Annotated in this window: 21 protein-coding genes and 1 tRNA gene; 9 read left to right on the top strand and 13 right to left on the bottom strand. The window is 65.8% G+C overall.

The window, feature by feature from the left end; all coding sequences use genetic code 11:
- Positions 1–177 precede the first annotated feature (177 nt).
- From L879_RS0112650 to L879_RS0112640, 3 genes are all read right to left on the bottom strand, one after another.
- A complete protein-coding gene (locus tag L879_RS0112650; protein ID WP_027316427.1) occupies positions 178–435 on the bottom strand; it encodes a DUF2312 domain-containing protein in 258 nt (85 codons plus the stop codon).
- A 64-nt stretch (positions 436–499) separates the two neighbouring features.
- On the bottom strand, positions 500–805 hold the full coding sequence (locus tag L879_RS0112645) for a DUF1244 domain-containing protein (protein WP_027316426.1): 306 nt from the start codon (positions 803–805) through the stop codon (positions 500–502).
- 3 nt (positions 806–808) lie between these two features.
- Positions 809–1,648 carry an N-formylglutamate amidohydrolase gene (locus L879_RS0112640; RefSeq protein WP_027316425.1) on the bottom strand — a complete coding sequence of 280 codons (840 nt, stop codon included), beginning with the start codon at positions 1,646–1,648 and terminating at the stop codon, positions 809–811.
- Between the two features lie 113 nt (positions 1,649–1,761).
- Between L879_RS0112640 and L879_RS0112635 the strand changes: the two genes are divergently transcribed.
- From L879_RS0112635 to pyk, 3 genes are all read left to right on the top strand, one after another.
- A complete protein-coding gene (locus tag L879_RS0112635; protein WP_027316424.1) occupies positions 1,762–2,700 on the top strand; it encodes a DMT family transporter in 939 nt (312 codons plus the stop codon).
- A 193-nt stretch (positions 2,701–2,893) separates the two neighbouring features.
- Positions 2,894–3,355: a DUF1036 domain-containing protein gene (locus L879_RS21565; RefSeq protein ID WP_027316423.1), complete on the top strand. Its 462-nt coding sequence runs from the start codon at positions 2,894–2,896 to the stop codon at positions 3,353–3,355.
- A gap of 2 nt (positions 3,356–3,357) precedes the next feature.
- A complete protein-coding gene (pyk, locus tag L879_RS0112625) occupies positions 3,358–4,794 on the top strand; it encodes a pyruvate kinase (RefSeq protein WP_027316422.1) in 1,437 nt (478 codons plus the stop codon).
- Here the strand turns inward: pyk and L879_RS21560 are convergent.
- From L879_RS21560 to cpdR, 5 genes are all read right to left on the bottom strand, one after another.
- Positions 4,785–5,768 carry an alpha/beta fold hydrolase gene (locus L879_RS21560; RefSeq protein ID WP_051435284.1) on the bottom strand — a complete coding sequence of 328 codons (984 nt, stop codon included), beginning with the start codon at positions 5,766–5,768 and terminating at the stop codon, positions 4,785–4,787. The two genes, pyk and L879_RS21560, sit on opposite strands and share 10 nt — an antisense overlap.
- A gap of 15 nt (positions 5,769–5,783) precedes the next feature.
- Positions 5,784–6,389, bottom strand: coding sequence for a tetratricopeptide repeat protein (locus tag L879_RS0112615; RefSeq protein ID WP_027316421.1), 606 nt, complete (start codon positions 6,387–6,389; stop codon positions 5,784–5,786).
- A gap of 121 nt (positions 6,390–6,510) precedes the next feature.
- A complete protein-coding gene (ykgO, locus tag L879_RS0112610; protein ID WP_009763379.1) occupies positions 6,511–6,636 on the bottom strand; it encodes a type B 50S ribosomal protein L36 in 126 nt (41 codons plus the stop codon).
- 44 nt (positions 6,637–6,680) lie between these two features.
- Positions 6,681–6,755: transfer RNA gene (locus L879_RS0112605), tRNA-Val, on the bottom strand.
- A 90-nt stretch (positions 6,756–6,845) separates the two neighbouring features.
- Positions 6,846–7,202, bottom strand: coding sequence for a cell cycle two-component system response regulator CpdR (cpdR, locus tag L879_RS0112600; protein WP_027316420.1), 357 nt, complete (start codon positions 7,200–7,202; stop codon positions 6,846–6,848).
- Positions 7,203–7,382: 180 nt separating this feature from the next.
- Here cpdR and L879_RS0112595 point away from each other — a divergent pair, with 180 nt between their 5' ends.
- Positions 7,383–8,273: an N-formylglutamate amidohydrolase gene (locus L879_RS0112595; protein WP_027316419.1), complete on the top strand. Its 891-nt coding sequence runs from the start codon at positions 7,383–7,385 to the stop codon at positions 8,271–8,273.
- Between the two features lie 178 nt (positions 8,274–8,451).
- Here the strand turns inward: L879_RS0112595 and L879_RS0112590 are convergent, their stop codons facing one another.
- Positions 8,452–9,708: an MFS transporter gene (locus L879_RS0112590; protein ID WP_027316418.1), complete on the bottom strand. Its 1,257-nt coding sequence runs from the start codon at positions 9,706–9,708 to the stop codon at positions 8,452–8,454.
- A gap of 116 nt (positions 9,709–9,824) precedes the next feature.
- On the opposite strand from L879_RS0112590, the gene hisN reads away from it, so the two are divergent.
- Positions 9,825–10,607: a histidinol-phosphatase gene (hisN, locus tag L879_RS0112585; RefSeq protein ID WP_027316417.1), complete on the top strand. Its 783-nt coding sequence runs from the start codon at positions 9,825–9,827 to the stop codon at positions 10,605–10,607.
- On the opposite strand, the gene L879_RS0112580 is transcribed toward hisN, so the two are convergent.
- Entirely contained in the window at positions 10,604–11,587 is a 984-nt protein-coding gene (locus L879_RS0112580) for an alpha/beta hydrolase (RefSeq protein ID WP_035459562.1), read from the bottom strand. The genes hisN and L879_RS0112580 overlap by 4 nt on opposite strands.
- Before the next feature lie 192 nt (positions 11,588–11,779).
- Between L879_RS0112580 and L879_RS0112575 the strand changes: the two genes are divergently transcribed.
- Positions 11,780–12,238, top strand: a complete 459-nt coding sequence (locus L879_RS0112575; RefSeq protein WP_027316415.1) for an Hsp20 family protein — start codon at positions 11,780–11,782, stop codon at positions 12,236–12,238.
- Positions 12,239–12,391: 153 nt separating this feature from the next.
- On the opposite strand, the gene L879_RS0112570 is transcribed toward L879_RS0112575, so the two are convergent.
- Positions 12,392–13,468: a threonine aldolase family protein gene (locus L879_RS0112570; protein ID WP_027316414.1), complete on the bottom strand. Its 1,077-nt coding sequence runs from the start codon at positions 13,466–13,468 to the stop codon at positions 12,392–12,394.
- 517 nt (positions 13,469–13,985) lie between these two features.
- Between L879_RS0112570 and gltB the strand changes: the two genes are divergently transcribed.
- Together gltB and L879_RS0112560 are read left to right on the top strand one after the other, a co-directional pair.
- The gene (gene gltB, locus L879_RS0112565; protein WP_051435302.1) at positions 13,986–18,686 is read left to right on the top strand and encodes a glutamate synthase large subunit; all 4,701 of its coding nucleotides are present in this window, start codon (positions 13,986–13,988) and stop codon (positions 18,684–18,686) included.
- Between the two features lie 19 nt (positions 18,687–18,705).
- Entirely contained in the window at positions 18,706–20,127 is a 1,422-nt protein-coding gene (locus L879_RS0112560; protein ID WP_027316412.1) for a glutamate synthase subunit beta, read from the top strand.
- Between the two features lie 68 nt (positions 20,128–20,195).
- Here the strand turns inward: L879_RS0112560 and L879_RS0112555 are convergent, their stop codons facing one another.
- Both L879_RS0112555 and L879_RS0112550 read right to left on the bottom strand, forming a co-directional pair.
- Positions 20,196–21,440: an SGNH/GDSL hydrolase family protein gene (locus L879_RS0112555; RefSeq protein WP_051435283.1), complete on the bottom strand. Its 1,245-nt coding sequence runs from the start codon at positions 21,438–21,440 to the stop codon at positions 20,196–20,198.
- 58 nt (positions 21,441–21,498) lie between these two features.
- The gene (locus tag L879_RS0112550; protein ID WP_084020975.1) at positions 21,499–22,725 is read right to left on the bottom strand and encodes a lytic murein transglycosylase; all 1,227 of its coding nucleotides are present in this window, start codon (positions 22,723–22,725) and stop codon (positions 21,499–21,501) included.
- Positions 22,726–23,006: 281 nt separating this feature from the next.
- Here L879_RS0112550 and galU point away from each other — a divergent pair, with 281 nt between their 5' ends.
- The gene (galU, locus tag L879_RS0112545) at positions 23,007–23,873 is read left to right on the top strand and encodes a UTP--glucose-1-phosphate uridylyltransferase GalU (RefSeq protein WP_027316409.1); all 867 of its coding nucleotides are present in this window, start codon (positions 23,007–23,009) and stop codon (positions 23,871–23,873) included.
- Positions 23,874–23,912: the final 39 nt, after the last annotated feature.

Raw genomic sequence — 23,912 nt, 5'->3', positions numbered from 1 at the left:
GTGCCGATCCTCTTTGTCCGACAAAGCCGAGAGTGCGTTAGAGACGCATATGCCACATAGCTGCACGTGCAAGCAGCTCATGGACGCCCTGCGCCTCCCGGATGCGCCCCAGGCATGAGGAAGGCCCCGCAGGTCGCGCTGCGGGGCCTTTTGAAGACTTGAGGGAGCCGTCCCGGACTATGCCATGCCGAGCGCCTGCATGTAGAGCTCGAGGATCGCCTCTTCTTCCTGGCGCTCGGCGTAATCGCGCTTCCGCAGGGAGATGATCTTGCGGATCACCTTGGTGTCGAAGCCGTTGCCCTTGGCCTCGGCATAGACGTCCTTGATGTCGCCCGCGATTCCGGCCTTTTCCTCCTCGAGGCGCTCGATGCGCTCGATGAAGGCCTTCAGCTGGTCGGCGGCGACGGATTCGGTATTGAAAGCTGCGTCATCCATGAATGGAAAAACCCCTGATTGATGGCATTGGCGCCAGTGTTATGGTCATTTCGTTGAAGCCCTTTTAATGCCCCGGCTTCGATTTCTCAAAATCGGCGAGCTGGGCCAGGCTCGCCTCGCGCTGGTAGCGCTGCTTCCACTCCTCGTAAGGCATGCCGTAGACATGGGTCCGGCTGTCCTCCTTGGAGAGGGCTAAGCCCCGCTCGTCGGCGGCGTCCTTGAGCCAGTTCGACAGGCAGTTCCGGCAGAATCCCGCCAGATTCATGAGGTCGATGTTCTGAACGTCCGTGCGCTCGCGAAGATGCGCCAGGAGCCTGCGGAAGGCGGCGGCCTCCAGCTCCGTGCGGGTCGTGTCGTCGATGTCCTTCATGGCTCATCCTCCGTGCTGGCGCAGGCGGTCGCGGGTGCGGGTGCCGAAGGCCCTGGGCTCCCGCAGATCCGGCCGCGCGGCGAGGGGCTCGAGCAGCCGGGCGAATCGCCCGGCCCATTCCTCGGCACCTTCTTCCGAGGCGATCAGGTCCTGCCGGATCTCGATGAGCGCATTGGCCAGGCCCCGCACGGTCGCGTGGCGGTCGACCGTGTCGCCTGCAAGCGCCCCATCATAGGGCTCGTTATCGCCCACGACGAGCCCCTCCTCGGCCCGAAGCCCGTCGAGCAGCGGCTTTGCGAAGCGGTCGTCCGCATCCCACAGGATTCCCACATGCCAGGGCCGCGGCCAGCCGCGCCAGACCGGGGTGAAGCTGTGGACCGTCACGATGACGGGCGGATGGCCCGCCGCCATGGCCCTGTGGATCGCCTGAGCGATGGCATGGTCGTAAGGGTCGTAGAAGCGGGCGATGCGCCGCTGCACCTCGGCCTCGTCCACCCGGGCATTACCCGGCACCACCGCCCCGTCGGAGAGGCGCATGACCAGGGTCGGATCGTCCCGCCCCCGGTTGGGATCGATGACGAGCCGCGAGAACCGGGTGAGAATCGCCGGAGCTCCGAGGCGCCGGGCCAGTGACCGGGTGACGTCCGCAGCCCCGATGTCATAGGCGATATGGCGCTGGAACTCGGATTCCGGCAGGCCCAGATCGCCCAGGTCGGGCGGCACAGCGTTGGAGGCGTGATCGCACAGAATCAGGAGACCCGATTCGACGGAGCCGGACAGGATTTCGACGGGGTGAGGCTCAAGGGAAGGCTCGTCGAGCCTGAGCGCGGCGGAAGACGGCATGGCGATGGACGGTTTTTCGGCAACGATGGATTGAACGGCGGAGGAAAAGCCTTACCCTGCGCCCTCGAACCTGACAACGCGACGTTGCGCGCAACAGATCTTCAAGACGCTTCATGCCCTCCCTTTCCGCCACGGCCCGTCCCGAGACAGGCTTCGCCTCCGCTTTTGCCGCGCTTTGCCTGGGTGCCGTGGCCATGGGGATTTCCCCGATCTTCGTGCGCTTCGCGTCCGCCGACATGGCGGGAACGCCTGCCGATGTGGGGCCTTTCGCCAGCGCCTTCTGGCGCGTCTCGCTCTGCCTACCCCTGCTCTATGCCTGGATGCGGATCGAGGAGAAGCGCGCCACCGCCGACGCGCCGAAGATCCCTTTCTCCAAGGCCAGCATCGTGGCCGGGATCGTTTTCGCCGGGGATCTCTTCTTCTGGCACCTGGCGATCCTCAAGACGACGGTGGCCAACGCCACGTTCTTCGCCACCATGGCCCCGCTCTTCGTGGTGCTGGTCGTCTGGCTCGTGCTGCGGCAGCGGGTGTCGCGCGGGACCTTTCTCGGCCTCGCCCTCTGCCTTCTCGGCGGCGCTGCCTTGATCGGGCAGAGCCTTCAGGCGAATCCCGGCCGCATCCTCGGCGATCTCTACGGCGTCGCGACGGCCTTCTTCTTCGGCATGTATTTCCTGGCCGCGAGCCGGGCGCGGAAAACGGCAGGCGCGGCGCGGGTCACGTTCGAGGCCGGGCTGATCACCTCGGCCATCCTCCTCGTCGTCGCGCTCCTCTTCGACACGCGGGTGATCCCGCAGACGGGGCAGGGAATCGCTGCCCTGCTCGCCATGTCCTACGTGAGCCATGCGGGAGGCCAGGGGCTTCTCTCCATCGCGCTCGGCCGCCTGCCAGCGGTCTTCTCGTCGCTGGTGATCTTCCTGGAGGCGATCGCGGCCGCCCTGTTCGGATGGGCGATCCTCGGCGAGGCGCTGACCCCTGTCCAGAGCCTCGGCGGCGCGCTGATTCTCTTCGGCATCTGGGTGGCGCGCCCCAGAACGGAGACCGGGGCGGGATAGCTCCTCTCCAAACGGAGAGCAAAGACAGCGGGACGCCTCCCAGATTGTGTGAAAGCACACGCATAGCCGGCAAATTTTATAGTGCCCGCGTCATCGGGTCTTGCCCTAGCGGCGCTTCTGGCCGACAACGATTCGACACAGTTCTCACGGCATTGTGCGATTTCATTCCTTTCGATTCGATCATACCGCATCCATGAAGGCCGCTTTTCTCACACCGTCCCCTCGCTGGCGGCGAAGCCTTGCACTCGCGACGTTCATCCTGAGCGCATGTTTTCTCGCCGCCTCGCCCGCGAAGGCGGACCTGCGCCTGTGCAACATGACCTCGAGCCGCGTCGGCGTCGCGCTGGGCTACCGGGACGCGCAAGGATGGGTGACGGAAGGCTGGTGGAACCTCACCGCCCGCGCCTGCGAGACCCTTCTGAAGGGCCAGCTCGCCGGCCGCTTCTATTACATCTACGCCATCGATTACGACCGGGGCGGCGAATGGAGCGGGCGCTCCTTCATGTGCACGCGCGAGCGTGAATTCACGATCCGGGGAACGGAAGATTGCCTCGCCAGAGGCTTCGATCGCAGCGGCTTCTTCGAAGTCGATACGGGTGAACAGAAAAGCTGGACCATCCAGCTGACCGAAACGAACCGCCCAGGGGGGCCATAACGATGAGACGCGAAAGGCGCACGAAGATTCTAGCAACCTTGGGGCCTGCCTCCGAGAACCCCGAGATGATCGCCAAACTGTTCGAGGCCGGCGCCGACGTCTTCCGCCTCAACATGAGCCATCTGCCGCGCGAGAAGCTGAAGGAGCGCGTGGCGATGATCCGCGCGGTCGAGGCCAAGTTCAAGCGGCCTATCGCCATCCTGGCCGATCTCCAGGGCCCGAAGCTGCGCGTGGGCGCCTTCGCGGGCGACAGCGCCATGCTGGAGAAGGGCCAGAATTTCACTCTCGATGCGGACACGGCCCCCGGCAACGCCGAGCGCGTGCACCTGCCCCATCCGGAAATCCTCTCCTCGCTCGAGCCCGGCCACACGGTCCTGATCGATGACGGCAAGCTGCGCCTGCGGGTGAAGAGCGTGAAGCCCGGCTCGGCCACCACCTCCGTGGAGGTCGCCGGCAAGATCTCCAACCGCAAGGGCGTGAGCCTGCCGGACACGGTGATTCCCGTCGCGGCCATGACGGACAAGGACCGCTCGGACCTCGAAGCGGCGCTCGATGCGGGCGTGGACTGGATCGCGCTTTCCTTCGTGCAGCGCCCCGAGGACGTGGCCGAGGTGAAGAAGGTGGCCCGCGGCCGGGCGCTCGTGATGGCCAAGCTCGAAAAGCCCCAGGCCATCACGCGCCTCGACGAGATCATGGAGATTTCCGACGCGGTCATGGTCGCGCGCGGCGATCTGGGCGTGGAGATGCCCCTTGAAAAGGTGCCCGGCATCCAGAAGCGGATCGTCCGCACAGCCCGCCGCCTCGGCAAGCCCGTGGTCGTCGCCACCCAGATGCTGGAATCCATGATCACCTCTCCGGTGCCGACACGCGCCGAGGTTTCCGACGTGGCGACCGCCGTCTTCGACGGCGCCGATGCGGTGATGCTCTCGGCCGAGAGCGCCTCCGGCCAGTATCCGGTCGACGCGGTGGCCACCATGAGCCGGATTGCGGAGGAAGTGGAGCAGGACCAGAACTACTGGTCGATCATGCGCACTCTGAACACCGAGCCGGAAGCGACCGGATCGGACGCCATCGCGGCGGGCGCGCACCAGATCGCCGACACGCTCAACCTCAAGACCATTGCAGCCTGGACGTCGTCGGGCTCGACCGCCTTCCGCATCGCCCGCGAGCGCCCGAACTCGACGGTGGTCGCGCTGACCCCGAGCCAGGATACGGCCAGACGGCTCGCCCTTGTCTGGGGCGTGCATCCGATCAGGACCAAGGACGCCAGCGACATCGACGACATGGCGTTCCGCGCCTGCAAGTTCGCGGTGCGCGAGGGCTATTCGGCCATCGGCGACCGCATCATCATCGTGGCGGGCGTGCCATTCGGTACGCCAGGCGCCACCAACATGGTGCGCATCGCCTTCGTCAACCAGGAGCACGCCGCTCAGGCCTGAGCGGCCTCCGCCCTGGCCGGCGCGATCCGTTCGGCCAGGGCCTCGATGGCGGCGAGAACCGCCGCCTGATCGGCATATTGCGGCATGTGGCCGATGCCGGGCATCAGGACGAGCTCCGCGCCCGGCACCTCGCGGGCGAAGGAGCGGCTGTGGAGATCGGTCCAGACGATCTCGTCGCTGTCTCCCGCGATCACCAGAGCCGGAAGCCGGATGTCCCGGTAGCGCGCGCTCTGGCGCAGGACAGCGTGGTACATGACCGCAAAATCCAGCATGTTGGCCTCATAGGCCCGCGGCCGGAAGGCGAGAGGGATGAAGCCCTTCGTGACGATGCCGGGCGGAGGCGGCTGGGGCCGGAAGGTCTTTCTCTTCATCCAGGGCCGGAGCACGAGAAGGACCGGCACGGCCAGGGTGCGGATGAGAAGCCAGCCGGCCCAGGACGCCATCAGGCGGCGATACCAGCCGATATAGCCTCCCGGCCAGGGAGACGTGATACCCGCCAGCACCACGACCGCGCCGGCCACATCCGTGTGGTCGAGGGCGAAATGCGGCACGAGGGTTCCCGACCAGGAATGCCCCACGACGACGGCGTTGCGCACATTAAGCCGCCGCAAGGCGGAGGCGATGAGCGCCGCCTGCCGCGCAGGCTCGGCGGCGGCAAGGGTCCGGGGACGCTCGCTCCAGCCATGTCCGGGCCGGTCGACGGCGATCACGCGGTAATGACGGGACAGGGCCGTCCCGAGCCCAAGCATGGATTCGACGAGATTGGACGTGGCGCCGTGCAGGAGGACGATGGTTCCTCGCGGCGGCGTCTCCCGAGGCCCCTCCTCCCGGTAGTGAAGCCTGCAATCCTCGATGTCGAGAAACCGCCCGGTCGGCGGGAAGCGCCGCGCGGCGATCCAGGCGTAGAGGGCTGTGAAGGCGGCGCCCAGGAGCAGGAAAAGGACAGGGGCCGCAAGGGCGAGGAGCAGGTTCATCCCCGCAACCTGGGATCAGAGCTCCTGGCCGTCAACCTCGGGCGCGAGCCGGGTCACGATCGTCTTGACGTCCGACATCTGAGGATTGATCTGGAGCACCCGGCGATAGGCCTCCAGCGCCCGCGCCTTGTCGTCGGAGGCCATCAGGATATGGCCGAGGCCCGTCCAGGCGTTGAAGTGGCGCGGCTCGATCTTCAAGGCCCGCTGAAGGTCGGCCATGGCGGAGACCGGATCGTCGAGTTGGTAGAACACCGTGGCGCGCTTGTACCAGGCCTCCGCCCAGTTGGGCTGGAGCGCGAGCACCCGGTCGATCAGCTCGACGGCCAGGGGAAAATCCTTCTTTCCATAGGCTTCGCCCGCCCGGCTCAGGAGCAGGTCCGCCGTATCGGAGCCGGACCGGGAAAAGCGCCGCTCGATCAGGGACGCGATGCCCTCGGCCTCCCGCTCGGACTGGGCCTTGCCGAGACGGTCGAACAGGTCATCCAGCGTGATCGCGCGCGACCGCTCCTGAGGCGCTTGGCCCCGCCCCTTCGCATCCTTGGGGCGCGCAGCCTCCTGCGCTGCCAGCGGAAGGGCCGCGAGGCTCAAGATCAGGATCAGCAGGGACGCAAAAAAGCGCATGCCGGGATTTTAGGATCCCGGCATGCGCGGTCAATTCATAAAAGCGTGTGCGGGCTTGCCGCATCGGCTCCTGAGGGTCGCATCGCTTCGGGGAAGAGCAGGCCCTCCCCGGACGACGCCCTTAGCCCTGGCGAGCCTTGTAGCGCTTCTGGGTCTTGTTGATGATGTAGACCCGGCCCTTGCGACGCACCAGCTGGTTGTCGCGGTGACGGCCGCGGATCGACTTCAACGAGTTACGGATCTTCATATCCGGTCTCCTGCGGCCCTTCGGGAAGGCCGGAAAAAAGAAAATGGTGGGCGCGGCTGGGATCGAACCAGCGACCCCTACGATGTCAACGTAGTGCTCTCCCGCTGAGCTACGCGCCCGGGAAACGGTGATTTTTGACGTCCCGTCTCGACTGTGGGGGCGATATACCCACAAGCGGGCCCGGGCGCAAGCCTTGCGGCGGGCCTTTTTTAGGCCGCCATCAATTTATCGACCTCGGTCACCAGGTCGCGCAGGTGGAACGGCTTCGACAGGACCTTCGCATCCCGCGGGGCCTGGGAATCCGGGTTGAGCGCGACGGCGGCGAAACCCGTGATGAACATGACCTTGATGTCCGGATCGAGCTCGGTGGCCCGGCGGGCCAGCTCGATGCCGTCCATCTCAGGCATGACGATATCCGTCAGGAGAAGCTCGAACGGCTCCTCGCGCAGGCGGTTATAGGCCGAAAGGCCGTTGTCGAACGAGGCGACGTCGTAGCCCGCGTTCTCCAGCGCCTTCACAAGGAAGCGGCGCATGTCGTTGTCGTCTTCGGCGAGAAGGATCTTCATCGGCTGCCAGCCCCGAATCGTGGCGAATGGGTCTTTGCCACCTTCATGCCGGAGGGGGAGTAAACAAGCCGTGAAAGAAGGCCGCAGCCTTGCCGGGATATTGTCATGGACAGGCGGCGGCCGTGCCTTACACTAGCTTGAAGACCGGTTTCCTTCCAGCATAGTCAAGTTCATTCCCCGATGCGGCCAGCCATCGTCGACGAGTTCGATCCTCCCTTCACCGTCAGCGAGCCCGAGACGCAGACGATCCCCTTCGTCTTCAACGTGCCGCATGCAGGAGCCGTCTATCCGGCCTCGTTCCTGGCCGGATCCCGGCTCGACGCCATCGCCCTGAGACGGTCCGAGGACGCCTTCGTGGACGAGCTCTTCGCCGCGGTGAGGAGCCTGGGCGCCCCCTTGATGACGGCGCATTTCCCGCGGGCCTATCTCGACCTGAACCGGGAGCCCTACGAACTCGACTCGCGCATGTTCGACGGGCGCCTGCCCTCCTTCGCGAATACCCGTTCCATGCGCGTCGCAGGGGGCCTCGGCACCATTCCGCGCATCGTGGCCGACGGCCAGGAGATCTATCATTCGCGCCTGCCGGTGGAAGAGGCCCTGCACCGGATCGAGTGGCTCTACAAACCCTATCACCGGACCCTGCGCCAGCTGGTGCGCCGCACGGCCCAGGTGTTCGGCCATGCCATCCTGATCGACTGCCATTCCATGCCCTCCTCCAGCGTGGGCCGGGACGACGGCATCAAGGCCGACATCGTGCTGGGAGACCGTTACGGAACGAGCTGCTCCACGCTGCTGGTCGACCTGGTGGAGGCGGCCCTGAGAGGGCGCGGCTATACGGTGGTGCGCAACAAGCCCTATGCGGGCGGCTTCATCACCGAGCATTACGGCGAACCGGCCCTGGGCCGGCATGCGCTGCAGATCGAACTCAACCGCGCACTCTACATGGACGAGCGCAGCATGCAGAAGAAACCTGCCTTCCCGGTGCTGGCCGACGACCTGATCGAGGCTTTCGCCCAGGTGATCGCGGATATCGAGGGGGAGCTGGTCACGCGGCCCATCGCGGCGGAGTAAGCCTCGACATCGCAAACGGAAGGAAGAGCCGGAAAAAGAAAAAGGCCACTGTCTCCAGCGGCCCGAAGTTTAGGGAGGAAACGCCCAAGAAGGGCTACGACAAGGCGACGCCATCGCCATATCGCACTGCAATAATTACGCCGCAGCGCACAAATTGCAACTGAAATTTCGCCGCAGGTCATGCTTTATTTGCATATCTGCTCGGATGCGGGTCGATGGCTTTGACATAAAATAACAAGCTGAGCAGCAGCCATGCCGCCAGGGCCGCAAAGACGAGGCGATAGCCCTCGGGACGGTACAGGCCCTGCTCGGAGCGCCCCACGAGATCGATCAGCATTCCCGTCACGCTCTGGGAGAGAAAGGCCCCTCCCATGGTGCCGATGTTCATGAGCGTGATGCCACGGCCGGTAATGGCGGACGGGAACAGCGATTTTCCATGGCTGGTCAGGATGGGCGTATAGGCGACAAAGAAACCGAAGGGGATGAACCATAGGGTCGCCCAGGTGCGGTCGAGCGGCACGAGAACCAGGACGGAGAGAAGCAGGATCGTCACCGTGCTGCCGATGAGCACGGGCTTCTTGTAGCTGCCCCAGAACCGGTCCATCGCCCCCCAGATCAGCATGCCGGCGATCTGCGCCGTCGCGCCGAGGAGGAGAATGCGCCCCCTCGCGGCGAAGTCGGCACCATGGACATCCGACAGCCAGGGCCCGGCCCAGAGCCCGATCACGGAAGCGAAGCATCCATAGGTGGTCAGGTGCATGAAGAAGACGGGCCAGAAGGAGGGCATCTTCAGGGCGGCGGCCACGCCGCGAAAGGCCGCGCCCCAGGTCTCCTTTGGCTTTCCGGAGCCGTCATCCCCCGGCACGGCCATGACGATGGCGAGCGCGATGACGACCGTCAGGGCGGCCACGGCAAGGAAAGAGGCCCGCCAGCCGAAGGCGGCGGCCGAGGCGGCGAGCGGCGCCGTGGCCGCCAGGGTCCCGATATTGGCGAGCCCCATCTGCAGGCTGGTGAGCCCGGCAAAGCGCTCCGGCGGGAAGCGTCGGGCATAGATCACGAGCGGCGCCATGAAGAAGGTAGAGCAGCCGAGCCCCATCAGCGCCCGCGCGGCGATCAGCAGGGAGGCCGAGGGAGCGAGCGCGAAAAGGACCGTGCCCAGCACCGTCAGCACCGCCGTCCCCAGCATGGTGCGTTTCGGGCCGTAGCGGTCGATGAGGATGCCGATGGGGATCTGCACCGCCGCGAAGGCGAGGAAGAAGGCGCTCGAGAGAAGGCCCGTCTGGGTCGCCGAAAGGGACAGCTCCCGGGCGAGATCGTTGGCGATCACGCCGACGGAATTGCGCAGGAACTGGCTGACCGCATAGATCGAGACGAGCGCCGCGATCAGGAACAGGGCGGTTTCGGCGCGGCGGGCGGCGGGCCTTGCAGGATTCATGGCGGCCATTTCTCCAGGACACCGCAGCGCTCTTGCCGCGGGCCAAGCGCTTGATAAAAGCAGATCCACGGCGGGCCAAGGTCGCCTGCATTCGTCTTTCAGGGGATTCTCAGGCCATGGGGCTCATCGACTTCACGCATTTCGTCAACGAGCTCGCAACCCAGTCCGGCCAGGCGATTCTTCCCTTCTTCCGCACCGCCATCGCCACGGACGACAAATCGCGCGGCGGCGCCTTCGATCCGGTGACGGAGGCCGACAGGGCGAGCGAGGCGACCATGCGCCACCTCATCAAGCGCAGCTTCCCCACCCACGGCATCATCGGCGAGGAATACGGCGACGAGCGGCCGGATGCGGATTACGTCTGGGTTCTCGACCCCATCGACGGCACCCGCGCCTTCATCGCCGGCCTGCCCACCTGGGGCACTCTCATCGGCCTGACCTACAAGAAGCAGCCGGTCTTCGGCATGATGCACCAGCCCTTCACCGGCGAGCGGTTCTTTGGCGACGGGGGCAGCGCGACCTATCGGGGCCCCGGCGGCGAGCGCAAGCTCAAGGTTCGCCGCTGCGCCTCCCTGAAGGACGCGGTGATCTCCACCACGAGCCCCCGGCTCTTCGCGGGCGACGAGCTGCGCGCCTATGACCGGGTGGAGAGCGTGGCCCGCCTCGCCCGCTACGGCTGCGATTGCTATGCCTATTGCATGCTGGCCGCGGGCCATATCGACCTCGTGGTCGAGTCGGGCCTCAAGCCCTACGACATCGCGCCCCTGATCCCGATCATCGAAGGCGCGGGCGGCATCGTGACGTCCTGGGACGGCGGCTCAGCCGCCGAGGGCGGGCGCATCGTCGCTGCGGGCGACCGCCGGGTCCACGCCGCCGCCGTCGAGCTGCTCAGCCGCTAACCCGCTTCCGCGAGATCGCCCTTCGCAGGCACGACCGGATCGGGCGTGCCTGGAATGAATGCGTCGAAAGCGGCCCAGAACTGCTCGCGGATCGCGTCCCGCTCCATGAGGATCTCATGCCGGGCTCCCGGGAGCACGATGACGCTGCCCGCCTTGAGCCGCGAGGCGAAGCGTTCGATCGCCGGGGTCGCACAGACCGGATCCTCCCCGGCCGCCACGATGAGCGTGGGCAGGCGGATCCTGATGGCATAGCGCGGATCGGCGAAGCGCTTCATGAAGCGGAACGCGCCGTCGAGCCAGGCGACCGTCGGCGCGCCGATGGCGCCGGCGCCGATGGCGTGGGCGGCCTCGGCGTTGCGGGCATAGCGGACGCGGTCGGTCGTGAGCCGGTTGCCCTTGAACGGCAGGGTGGAGATGGACGTCTCGCCGCCGCCGGGCACGAACATCTTGCCCATCCCGAACAGGCGCAGGATTCGCATCAGAATCGCCACCAGGCGGGTGCGCTTGACGAGGCTCAACGCAATCATCGGCGTCGTGACCACGAGGCGCCGGAAAGGCAGCCAGCTCTCATAGGCCGCATTGAGGGCGATGGCGCCGCCCATGGAATGGGCGAGGCCGAAATGCGGCTCGGGCATGCGCGGCACAAGGATCTGATCGCGGACCGCCTCCAGGTCGTGGCGGAAGTCGGAAAAGCGCCGGACATAGCCCTTGCGGGCATTGCCGACCTGCCGCCCCGAGAGTCCCTGCCCCCGCCAATCGAAGGCGACGACGGCGAAGCCCCGGTCCAGGAGCTCACCCACCACCTCGAAGTATTTCTCGATGAATTCCGCCCTGCCCTGGATGAGGCAGATCGTCCCCTGCGGCTCCTCCGTCTCGGGCATCCAATAGGCGGCCCGAAGCACGATGCCGTCGCGGGTGGTCACATCGACCAGCGTGGGCTCGCCGGGCACGGGATTGTCGGGGGTGACGATGAATTCCACGGCGGGGTCCAACTCAAAAAACCGGAAAGCTTTTATCGTGCCTGCAAGGCTTAAGGAACGGCCCTCTTGAAAGCAACCGCATCTATTCCCACCTCGAGAGAGTGCCGGCCGTGGTGGCGGCACGCGATCCGGATCCAGCCTCAGACGGTGGATTCTTCGACAATGCATGTCGCTTCAAGCGGAGGATATGCCATGCGACAGTTTGATCTTGCTCCCCTGTACCGCAACACGGTCGGCTTCGACCGTCTCTTCTCGATGCTCGACCAGATGGTCGGCGTCGATGCGGCCCCGAGCTACCCGCCCTACAACATCGAGCGCACCGGAGAGAATGCCTATCGCATCTCCATCGCGGTGGCCGGCTTCACCGATCGCGATCTGACCATCGAGGTGAAGGAAAACACCCTTTCCGTCCGCGGTGAGCGCAAGCCTTTGGAGGAGCGCAAGGCCGACGTTCTCTATCAGGGCATCGCCGCCCGCAGCTTCGACCGGCGCTTCCAGCTCGCCGACGGCGTGCAGGTGGCAGGCGCGACCCTCGAGAACGGCCTGCTCCATCTCGATCTCGTGCGCGAGATCCCCGAAGCCAAGAAGCCGAAGCTGATTCCGATTTCGGCGAACGGCGCCCGAGCCATCGAGGCCAGCAGAGCGGCCTGAGATTTCCCAAAGCCCCAAACGAAGAGCGCCCCGGTTTGGCCGGGGCGCTTTTTTGTTTTCGATCCTGGTCCGTTCCGCCGGGGTTGGAGGTCCCCGCCGGTCAAGGGTCTCTGGGATCTTCCATCGCGGGTGAATGCGGCAGGGTTAGGGCAATCACTCGGCGGCCTGCCGCGATACCTCCGAAGAGGCGATCTCCAGGAACCTGCGCACCTCGTCCTCGCCCGTCGCCCAAGAGGCGACGAGGCGGATCAGCACCTCGTCCTTCCCGATCGTCTCGGTCTCCGGCAGACTCAGCTCCGTCCAGGAATGGTAGTGGAGGCCCGCGGCCTTCAGGGCCCGGTCGAGGGCTTGCGGGATGATGGGGAACACCTCGTTGGCCTCGGTCGGCCAGGCGAGGCGCACGCCGGGCAGCCGCGCGAGCCCCTCGGAAAGAAGCGCGGCCATGCGGTTGGCGTGGCGGGCGTTGTCGAGCCAGTGATCCGCCGCGAAATAGCCCTCGAACTGGGCCGCTATGAGACGGCTCTTGGAGATGATCTGGCCGGCGCGCTTCGCGCGGTAGTCGAGCGCCTCCGCCAGTTCGGGCTTGAACACCACGATGGCCTCGGCCATGAGCCCGCCGTTTTTCGTCGCGCCGAAGGAGAGGATGTCGACGCCCTGCTTCCAGGTCATCTCGGCCGGGGTGCAGCCCAGCGCCACGAGGGCATTGGCGAAGCGCGCCCCATCCATGTGGAAGGACAGGCCGTGCGCACGGCAGACGCGGCCCAGAGCCGCCAGTTCGTCGAGGCCGTAGACCAGCCCGCCTTCGCTCACCTGCGAAATCGAAAGCGCCTTCGGCGGCATCTGCTTCACCGCCTTGGGCAGGCCCTTGAGGTAGGCATCGACGTCCTCGGCCCTCAGCTTCGCGCCGACGCCCGGCAGGCCCGCGAGCTTCGCCCCGTGCATGAAGAATTCCGGCGCGCCGCACTCGTCGTCGATGATGTGGGCCTCCCGGTGGCAGACGCAGAGGCCATAGGGCGGAACGGCCGAGGACAGGGCCAGCGCATTGGCGGCCGTGCCGGTCGCGGCGAAGAACACGAAGACCTCGCGCTCGAAAAGCTCGGCGAAACGCGCCCTGACACGGACCGAAATCTCGTCGTTGCCATAGGCGGCCATGGCCCCGGCATTGGCCTCCACGATGGCCTGCAGCACCGGGCCGCTGGCCCCTACGATATTGTCGCTCGCAAAGTTCATCCGTCGTCTCCTCGGACGCGCACCCTCCCCACTGGAGCCGACATGTCAAGATCATTGACCCATCGGAGCAGACTTTCACGCCAGGGGCTGAAAAGTTTCTTTTGTTACACCCCGGAACCCCGGCTTGTAACTTTTGTCTAAAATTTTTCCAAACCCTCTTGTGCCCTGCAATGAAGTCTGGCACGTTGGAAGCATTAGGACAGTGATGCTGTCCCTTTTGGGGTGCCTGCGCCCCTTCTTTCCGCCCTGAGGCTTTCTTGATGCTTCGCCAGACGCGAACGAAACGAGATACCACGAAAGCCGCCCGCAAAACGTGGGCGGAACGGGCGACTCTGGGCTGAAGACAGCCTGAAGGATGCCCGCGAGGTGCGGGCTCCCCTGCCGGACCCACCCCTCGACGACCCCCTGAAGCGGCGGGCATTCCGGACGATCTCCTTATCATCCGGCGGCCCGAAAAACCGCCTCGAAGAACCTTGAAGACGTTCGGATGTGAGGATCTGATATGAACGACGTGCCGATGAAGAGACTGGAAGCGAAGGTCCCGAGCCGCACGGCCGTCAAAACGGATCCACGGGCCGTGCGCGATCCGGGGCTTCCTCCGGCGCAGGGCCTCTACGATCCGTCCAACGAGCAGGATTCCTGCGGCGTCGGCTTCATTGCCGACATGAAGAACCGCAAGTCGCACGAAATCGTCGAGCAGGGTCTCCAGATCCTCAAGAATCTCGACCATCGCGGCGCGGTGGGCGCCGACCCCAAGATGGGCGACGGCTGCGGCATTCTCGTCCAGATCCCGCACAAGTTCTTCGCCGCCGAATGCGCCAAGCTCGGCATCTGGCTGCCGGAGGCGGGCCAGTACGGCGTCGGCCACCTGTTCATGCCCCGCGACCCGGAGGGCTTCAGGCTCGTCGAGGAGATCGTCGCCAAGGCGATCGCGGACGAGGGCCTGCAGGTTCTCGGCTGGCGCGAGGTGCCCGTCGATTCCAGCGATCTCGGCGAGAGCGTGAAGGCCACCGAGCCCCTGCACCGCCAGATCTTCATCGGCAAGGGCAAGGGAATGGAGGACGCCGAGACCTTCGAGCGCCGCCTGTTCATCGCCCGCAAGGTCATCTCAAACGCCGTCTACGACATGAAGGACGAGCGCACCGCCGGCTATTATCCGGTGAGCCTCTCCTCGCGCACCATCGTCTACAAGGGCATGGTGCTCGTCACGCAGCTGCGTGACTATTACCTCGACCTCCAGGACCCGCGCTTCGAGAGCGCTCTCGCGCTGGTGCACCAGCGCTTCGCCACCAACACCTTCCCAACCTGGCAGCTGGCGCATCCCTACCGCATGGTCGCGCATAACGGCGAGATCAACACGCTGCGCGGCAACGTGAACTGGATGGCGGCGCGGCAGGCTTCCGTCGATTCGGAACTCTTCGGCAACGACATCTCGAAGCTCTGGCCGATTTCTTACGAAGGCCAGTCCGATACGGCCTGCTTCGACAACGCGCTCGAATTCCTGGTGCGCGGCGGCTATTCGCTGTCGCACGCGATGATGATGCTGATCCCCGAAGCCTGGGCGGGTAACCCGCTCATGGACGAGGACCGGCGCGCCTTCTACGAGTACCACGCCGCTCTCATGGAGCCGTGGGACGGTCCCGCCGCCGTGTGCTTCACCGACGGCAGGCAGATCGGCGCGACCCTCGACCGCAACGGCCTGCGCCCCGCGCGCTACCTCGTCACCGATGACGGCCTCGTGGTCCTCGCCTCCGAGATGGGCGTTCTGCCGATCCCGGAAGAGAAGATCGTGGAGAAGTGGCGCCTCCAGCCGGGCAAGATGCTCCTCATCGATCTCGAGGAGGGCCGCATCGTCTCCGACGACGAGATCAAGCAGCAGCTCTCCCAGGCGCATCCCTACAAGGAATGGCTGAAGCGCACGCAGATCGTGCTGGAGGATCTCAAGCCCGTGCAGGCGCGCGAGTCGCGCACCGACGTGTCGCTCCTCGACCGTCAGCAGGCCTTCGGCTACACGACGGAGGACCTCAAGCTCCTCATGCAGCCCATGGCCGTGACGGGCCAGGAGGCCGTCGGCTCCATGGGCACCGACACGCCGATCTCAGCGCTCTCCGACAAGCCGAAGCTGCTCTACACCTACTTCAAGCAGAACTTCGCGCAGGTGACGAACCCGCCGATCGACCCGATCCGCGAGGAACTCGTCATGAGCCTCGTGTCGTTCATCGGCCCGCGCCCGAACATCCTCGATCTCGAAGGCACCTCGCGCCGCAAGCGCCTCGAGGTGCGCCAGCCGATCCTCACCAACGAGGATCTGGAAAAGATCCGCTGCATCGGGCATTTCGAGGATCGCTTCGACACGAAGACCCTCGACATCACCTATCCGGCGGAACTCGGCGCTCCCGCTCTCGACGGGGCTCTCGACCGTCTCTGCGACCGCGCGGAAGCGGCGGTGCACGGCGGCTACAACATCATCATTCTCTCCGACCGCATGGTGGGGCCGGACCGCATCCCGATCCCGGCGCTGCTCGCCACCGCGGCCGTCCATAACTACCTCATCCGAAAAGGCCTTCGCACCTCGGTCGGCCTCGTGCTCGAATCCGGCGAGCCGCGCGAGATTCATCACTTCGCCTGCCTTGCCGGCTACGGCGCGGAAGCCATCAATCCGTATCTCGCCTTCGAAACCATCGCGGACATGCATGCGAAGGGCGAGCTGCCCGAGGAGGTGGACGCGGATGAGGCGGTCAAGCGCTACATCAAGTCCATCGGCAAGGGCCTGCTCAAGGTGATGTCCAAGATGGGCATCTCCACCTACCAATCCTATTGCGGCGCGCAGATCTTCGACGCGGTCGGCCTCAAATCCGAGTTCGTGGCGCGCGACTTCTTCGGCACCGCGACGTCCATCGAAGGCATCGGCATGGACGAAGTGGCGGAAGAGAACGTGCGCCGCCACCGCGACGCCTTCGGCGACGCGCCGATCTACCGCAACGCGCTCGATGTGGGCGGCGAATACGCCTTTCGCCAGCGCGGCGAGGTTCATGCCTGGAACCCGGACACGGTCGCAACCCTCCAGCATGCCGTGCGCCTCAACGCGCAGGACCGCTATCGCGAATATGCGCGCCTCGTGAACGAGCAGGACAACGAGCTCAAGACCATTCGCGGTCTCTTCCGCATCAAGAAGGCGGAAGAGACGGGACGCGCGCCGGTTCCGCTGAGCGCGGTCGAGCCCGCGCAGGAGATCGTAAAGCGTTTCTCCACGGGCGCCATGTCCTACGGCTCGATCTCCAAGGAAGCCCATGAAACGCTGGCGCTCGCCATGAACGCCATCGGCGGCAAGTCGAACACCGGCGAGGGCGGCGAGGAGCCGGAGCGGTTCCGCGTTCTGCCGAACGGCCAGTCGAAGCGCTCCGCCATCAAGCAGGTGGCCTCGGGCCGCTTCGGCGTGACGACGGAATACCTCGTCAATGCCGACATGGTGCAGATCAAGGTCGCGCAGGGCGCGAAGCCCGGCGAAGGCGGGCAGCTTCCCGGCCACAAGGTCGATGCCAAGATCGCCCGCGTGCGCCACTCGACGCCCGGCGTCGGCCTCATCTCTCCGCCGCCCCATCACGACATCTACTCCATCGAGGATCTCGCGCAGCTGATCTTCGATCTGAAGAACGTGAACCCGGCGGCCGACGTCTCCGTGAAGCTCGTCGCGGAAGTGGGAGTCGGTACGGTGGCGGCAGGCGTCGCCAAGGCGCGCGCCGATCACATCACCATTTCCGGCTTCGAGGGCGGCACGGGCGCCTCTCCCCTCACCTCGCTCAAGCATGCGGGCTCGCCGTGGGAAATCGGCCTTGCCGAAACGCAGCAGACCCTCGTGCTCAACCGCCTGCGCGGCCGCGTGGCCCTTCAGGCCGATGGCGGCCTTCGCACCGGCCGCGACGTGGTCATCGCAGCCTTGCTCGGCGCCGACGAATACGGCTTCTCGACCGCGCCGCTCATCGCGGCAGGCTGCATCATGATGCGCAAGTGCCACCTCAACACCTGCCCCGTCGGCGTCGCCACGCAGGACCCAGTCCTACGCAAGCGCTTCAAGGGTCTGCCGGAGCATGTCATCAACTACTTCTTCTTCGTCGCCGAGGAAGTGCGCGAGCTGATGGCGGAGATGGGCTTTACCACCATCGACGAGATGATCGGCCAGTCCGACCTTCTCGACAAGAACGCAGCCGTCACCCACTGGAAGGCGAAGGGCCTCGACTTCGCGAAGCTCTTTCACAAGCCGGATGCGGGTCCGGACGTGGCGATCCGTCACCAGGAGCGCCAGGTTCACCCGATCGCGAACGTGCTCGACCGCGAGTTCATCGCTCAGGCGCAGCCCGCCCTCGAAAAGGGCGAAGCCGTGACCATCGAGTCGCGGGTGCGCAGCTCCGACCGCACGGTCGGCGCCATGCTCTCCGGCGAGGTCGCCAGGCGCTACGGCCACGAAGGGCTGCCGGACGACACGATCACCGTGAAGCTCAAGGGCACAGCCGGCCAGAGCTTCGGCGCGTGGCTCGCCGCCGGCGTGACGCTGAATCTCGAAGGCGAGGCGAACGACTATGTCGGCAAGGGCCTGTCGGGCGGCAAGATCATCATCAGGCCGTCACCGGGCTCCAAGGCCCAGCCTGAGCGCTCGATCATCGTCGGCAACACCGTGATGTACGGCGCGATTGCGGGCGAGGCCTATTTCCGCGGCGTGGCGGGCGAGCGTTTCGCCGTGCGCAACTCGGGCGCCATCGCGGTGGTGGAAGGAACCGGCGATCACGGCTGCGAATACATGACGGGCGGCCTCGTGGTCGTGCTGGGACAGACCGGCCGCAACTTCGCGGCGGGCATGTCGGGCGGCATCGCCTATGTGCTCGACGAGGACGGTTCTTTCTCCAAGCGCTGCAACCTCTCCATGGTCGATCTGGAACCCGTCGAGGAGGAGGAGGACCTCATGCGCCGCCTCCATCACCATGGCGGCGACCTGGAGACCAAGGGCCGCATCGACATCATGGCCAATATGTCGGGCCCGGACGAAGAGCGCCTCATGCAGCTCATCACCAACCATCACACCTATACGGGCTCGACGCGCGCGAAGGAGATCCTCGACAACTGGACGACCTACCGCACCAAGTTCGTGAAGGTCATGCCGGTCGAATATCGCCGTGCGCTCCAGGAGATGGATCGTCTCCGGAACCTGCAGGCCGCGGAATAAGGATTGGAAGAGCAAGATCATGGGCAAGGTCACAGGCTTTCTCGAATACGACCGGCAAGAGCAGAAGTATCAGCTCGCCGGAGAACGCATCCGCCACTTCCGCGAGTTCACGCTGCCGCTCGACGACAGCGACCTCAAGAAGCAGGCGGGGCGCTGCATGGATTGCGGCATCCCGTTCTGTCACGGACCGACGGGATGTCCGGTGCACAACCAGATTCCCGACTGGAACGATCTGGTCTGGCAGGGCGACTGGGAGGAGGCGGCGGCCAACCTCCACACCACCAACAACTTCCCGGAATTCACGGGCCGCATCTGCCCGGCTCCCTGCGAGGAGGCGTGCACGCTCAACCTCGAAAACCAGCCGGTCACGATCAAGACCATCGAGCAGGCCATCGCCGACAAGGCCTGGGAGATGGGCTGGATCAAGCCTGAGCCGGCCGCCGTCATGACGGGCAAGCGCGTCGCCATCGTCGGCTCGGGTCCGGCGGGCCTCGCCGCCGCACAGCAGCTCGCCCGCGCGGGCCATGAAGTCCATGTGTACGAGCGCGAGGCGAAGCCCGGCGGCCTGCTGCGCTACGGCATCCCGGACTTCAAGATGGAGAAGTACCACATCGACCGGCGCGTGAAGCAGATGGAGGCCGAAGGCGTCACCTTCCATTGCGGCGTCAATGTGGGCGTGAACAAGACCTTCGCCTCGCTGCACAACGAATACGACGCGGTGCTGCTGGCAGGCGGCGCGGAGGATCCGCGCAACCCGAACCTGCCCGGCCAGGATCTCGCCGGCGTGCATTACGCAATGCCCTATCTCACCCAGTCCAACAGGCGTGTGGGCGGCGAAGAGGTTCTCGACGAGCCGATCCTCGCGAACGGCAAGCACGTGGTCGTCATCGGCGGCGGCGACACGGCCTCCGACTGCGTCGGAACCGCGTTCCGCCAGGGCGCGCTCTCCGTGACGCAGCTCGACATCCGCCCCAAGCCCCCGGAGCGGGAAGACAAGCTGACCGTGTGGCCCTATTGGCCAACGAAGATGCGCACGTCCTCGTCCCAGGCGGAAGGCGCGGAACGCGAGTTCCAGGCGGCGACGCTCGGGCTGGAGGGCAAGAAGGGCCGCGTGACGGGCGTGCAATGCGCCCGCGTGGACGAGAAGCGCCAGCCCATTCCTGGCACGGAATTCACCATCAAGGCCGACCTCGTCTTCATCGCCATCGGCTTTGCAGGATCGGTGAAAGAGGGCCTTCTCGAACAGTCCGGCGTCGCGCTGGACCGGCGCAGCAACGTGGTTGCCGACGACAAGAGCTACAGGACCTCGAACGAGAAGGTTTTCGTGGCGGGCGACATGCGCCGCGGCCAGTCGCTCGTGGTCTGGGCGATCCGCGAAGGCCGTCAGGCCGCCCGCGCCATCGACACCTTCCTGACGGGCGAAAGCACCCTGCCGGCGTAAGCCATCCCACCCGCAAAAAAAGCGGCGGCTCACCGTGTCGTGAGCCGCCGCTTTTCATGTGGACCTTTTTACGGTTCGGACCAGCGGAAGTCGTCCGCCCGGCCAGGACGCGAATTGGGGGCTACGCCGACGCGCAGGGCGCGCTGAACCGTGTAGAGATGATCCCCCGTGAGCTTCGGCGGCGCCGACACGAGTGTGCCGCCCGGCGTCACGTCCTGCCGGGTCAGCGGCAGGACCGGCCCGATCAGCGGTTTCTGCGGCAGGATGACGGGAGCCGCGCTGTCCGGCGGAGCGGGAATGGCGGCTTCGATCGCAGGGGCGGCAGAACCGTCGGCGGGCGTGATCGACGAGGGGCTGGCGGACGCCGCCCCGGACCCGCCGAGCCCGAGGACCCGCTTGATTTCCGTGTCGGCGAAAAAGGCGACCTTCCGCGCCCCGGCGCGGGTGAAGAAGATGCCCTCGTCGGTGCGCAGCTTGGCCGGCTCGCCGTCCACGTCGGGGCCGGTGGCCGTGTAGCGGTTGTCCTCATCCACGAAGCCGGGCCAGATATCCACATAGGCTCCGCCGCCACGCTCCACGCTTTCCTTGTAGATCTCGTTCATGGCGACGAGATCCTCGGAGATCTTGCTGTTCTTCATGGGAGGCAGACCGACCCAGACCAGGGGAATCCGGCGCTCCTTGAAGACGTTCACGATTGCATCGACCCGCTGCCGGTAGAGCTCCTTCCAGCGGTCGGACAGGGGTTCGACATTCGCATCGCCGTCCCTGACCGATTGCCGGTCGTTGGTGCCCAGCATGATCACGGCGACGGAGATCTTCTGTCCGCCCTCGAGGGAGCTCTTGATGAAGTTCGGCCAGTCCGACGGATCCGACCGCACGACATTCGCCTCGCCCCGCAGCTTGGGAACGACCTCCACGTCCTGGTTCTCGGCAAAATGCGCATCGAGGCCCTGCCGGACGAAGCTCGCCAGGGAATCGCCGAAGACCACCACCTGGGTGCTCGGATTGATCTTGGGCTTCTCCTGCTTGGCGACGGCCGGCGCCGCCGCAGCGGGGTTGCGGGGCCTTGTCACCGGAGCGCGGGCGGGCGGGGGCGGATCGTCGGGAATGCCGAAGAAGCGCCGCAGGCTGAAGCCCTGCTGCTGGGGGGCAGGCTGCACGAGCTTGCCGGGATAGTAGCCGGGCGGATAGGCCCTCAGGTCGCGATAGCCCTGCTGCTGGCCGGGAGCGTACTGGGCCAGGGCCACGCCTCCTCCCCCCGCTGCCAGGAGCAGGGCAAGGAACAGGCGGCGGATGATCGGCACCAAATGCATCGGCGGCTCCCTGTGTGTCCGGAGACCGGCCTTGTTATAGAGCCCGAACAGGGCTCCGTCAGCGGGTCGCGCGCAATTCGCGCAGGACCGCGTAATCGGCATAGCCGTCGGGAACCAAGCCGCGCCGGAGCTGGAAGTTCCGCACGGCCTCGCGGGTCTTGGAGCCGAACTTGCCGTCCGCGTCGCCCTCGTAGAACCCGAGGCGGGCGAGGCGCTCCTGCACTTCCTGCCGCTGGTCCTTGTCGAGCATGGGCTGGTCCTTCGGCCAGGCGCCCTGGATCGGCAGCCCACCCATGAGCCGGTCCCCCAGATGCGCGACGCCCATGGCATAAGCGTCCGAGGAATTGTAGGTCTTGATGACATCGTAGTTGCGGGTCACCAGGAAGGCGGGCCCGCTCGCGCCGCCCGGCAGGAACAGGCTCGCCTCCCCTGCCTGCGGCATTGCCTTCCCGTCCACCCGGCGCAGGCCCAGGTTCCGCCACTGGGCGAAGTTGAGTTTGGCATGCCGGAAATCGAAGCCCTTCGGCAGCTGGACCTCGAAGCCCCAGGGAAGACCCGGCTCCCAGCCCTGCTGGCGCAGGTAATTGGCGGTCGAGGCGAGGGCGTCGGGCACCGAGGCCCAGATGTCGCGCACCCCGTCCCGGTTGCCGTCGACGGCGTATTTCATGAAGCTCGAGGGCATGAACTGGGTCTGGCCCATGGCGCCGGCCCAGGAGCCCAGCATCTTGGAGCGGTCTACATGATCGTGCTCCAGGATCTGCAGCGCGGTGAGCAGCTCGCCCCGGAAGAAGTCGCCGCGATAGCCCGTATAGGCGAGGGTCGCGAGGGCCCGGATGGTATAGATCGAGCCGGTGAAGCTGCCGAAATTCGTCTCTATGCCCCAGACGCCGAGCACGACGGCGCGCGGAACGCCGTAGGTTCTCTCGACGGCGGCGAGGGTCTTCGCCCATTCGGCGGCCATGTCCCGGCCACGCTTCAGTCGCTGGGCCGAGATGGCGCCGTCGATGTAATCCCAGATCGGCCGGACGAACTCGGATTGCTTGCGCGTGAGCGCGACGATCTTGGCGTCGGGCTCGACGCCCCGGAACGCCGCATCGAAGGTTGCCCGCGAGACGCCCCGCGCCTTGGCCTCCGGCCACAAGCCCTGCACGAAGCGCTGGAACCCGGCCTGGGACGCCTCCTGCGCCTGGACGGGCGACGCGGAAATCGCCACAGCGGCGGCCAGGCTCAGACCGAGAAGGAGTGCGCCGGAAAGGCGGCGCAGCGGGGAAAGCGGCTGGCGCATGAAAAAATTCGCTCTTTGAAACAGGACAGATCTGCCCTGCCATTGCGACACTAAGAGAGTTAACAGGCGGTTGAAAGCCAGCCCTTTGGCCACCCGCGGCAGCTTAACCAAAACGCTTCAGCTTCAATTCAGGTCCGCACCGCCATGGATGGGAACGCAACGATGAAACCCGGGAAACCTACCACCTTGGAGGTAGTCGGAGCTTGGCAGTTATCGGTTTCCTTTTGCCGGTCCTGTCTTAGATTACCCCTCCCTTTCGATGCTCAATCATGGCTCATTCAATGAAGCGTATCCGCAAAGCAGTCCTTCCCGTCGCCGGTCTCGGAACCCGGTTTCTGCCGGCGACCAAGGCCGTTCCCAAGGAGATGCTGTGCGTCGTCGACCGCCCCGTGGTGCAGCATGTGGTCGATGAGGCCCGCGCCGCCGGAATCGAGCATTTCATTTTCGTCACCGGCCGCAACAAGGCGGTGATCGAGGACCATTTCGACATCGCCTACGAGCTCAACCGCACCCTCGAGAGCCGCGGCAAGACGAAGGAACTGGAGCTTCTCGCCAAGGACCAGCCCCAGGCCGGCCAGACGAGCTTCACCCGCCAGCAGGAGCCCCTCGGCCTCGGCCACGCGGTCTGGTGCGCCCGGGAGCTCGTGGGCGACGAGCCCTTCGCGGTGATCCTGCCCGACATGCTCAGCCGCGGCTCCATGGAACAGATGGTCGCGGCCTATGAGCAGCACGGCGGCAACATCATCGCCGTGGAGGAGGTGCCCGAGGACCAGACCCACCAATACGGCATCGTCTCGATGGGGCAGGATTTCGGCCAGACCTTCGAGATCACCGGCATGGTGGAAAAGCCGCCGAAGGGCACCGCGCCGTCGAACTTCATCATCTCCGGGCGCTACATCCTCCAGCCCGAGATCTTCGACCTGCTCTCCACCCAGGAGCGCGGCGCGGGCAACGAGATCCAGCTCACGGACTCCATGATCCGCCTGATGAAGGACCAGAAATTCTTCGGCATGAAGTATCGGGGCAAGACCTACGATACGGGCTCGAAGATCGGCTTCCTCATGGCCAACGTGGCCTATGCCCTGGACCGGGAGGACCTCTCGGCCGACTTTCGCAGGGAACTCGAGGCCCTTCTGCGGCAGAAGTAAGCGGGCGCGAGGGTTCCGCATGGCCGCTCTCCTGTGCTA

The sequence above is a fragment of the Microvirga flocculans ATCC BAA-817 genome (assembly GCF_000518665.1).
GTDB classification, from domain to species: Bacteria; Pseudomonadota; Alphaproteobacteria; order Rhizobiales; family Beijerinckiaceae; genus Microvirga; species Microvirga flocculans.
The sequence above is the reverse complement of the archived record's forward strand: the minus strand, read 5'-3'. Positions and strand labels throughout refer to the sequence as shown.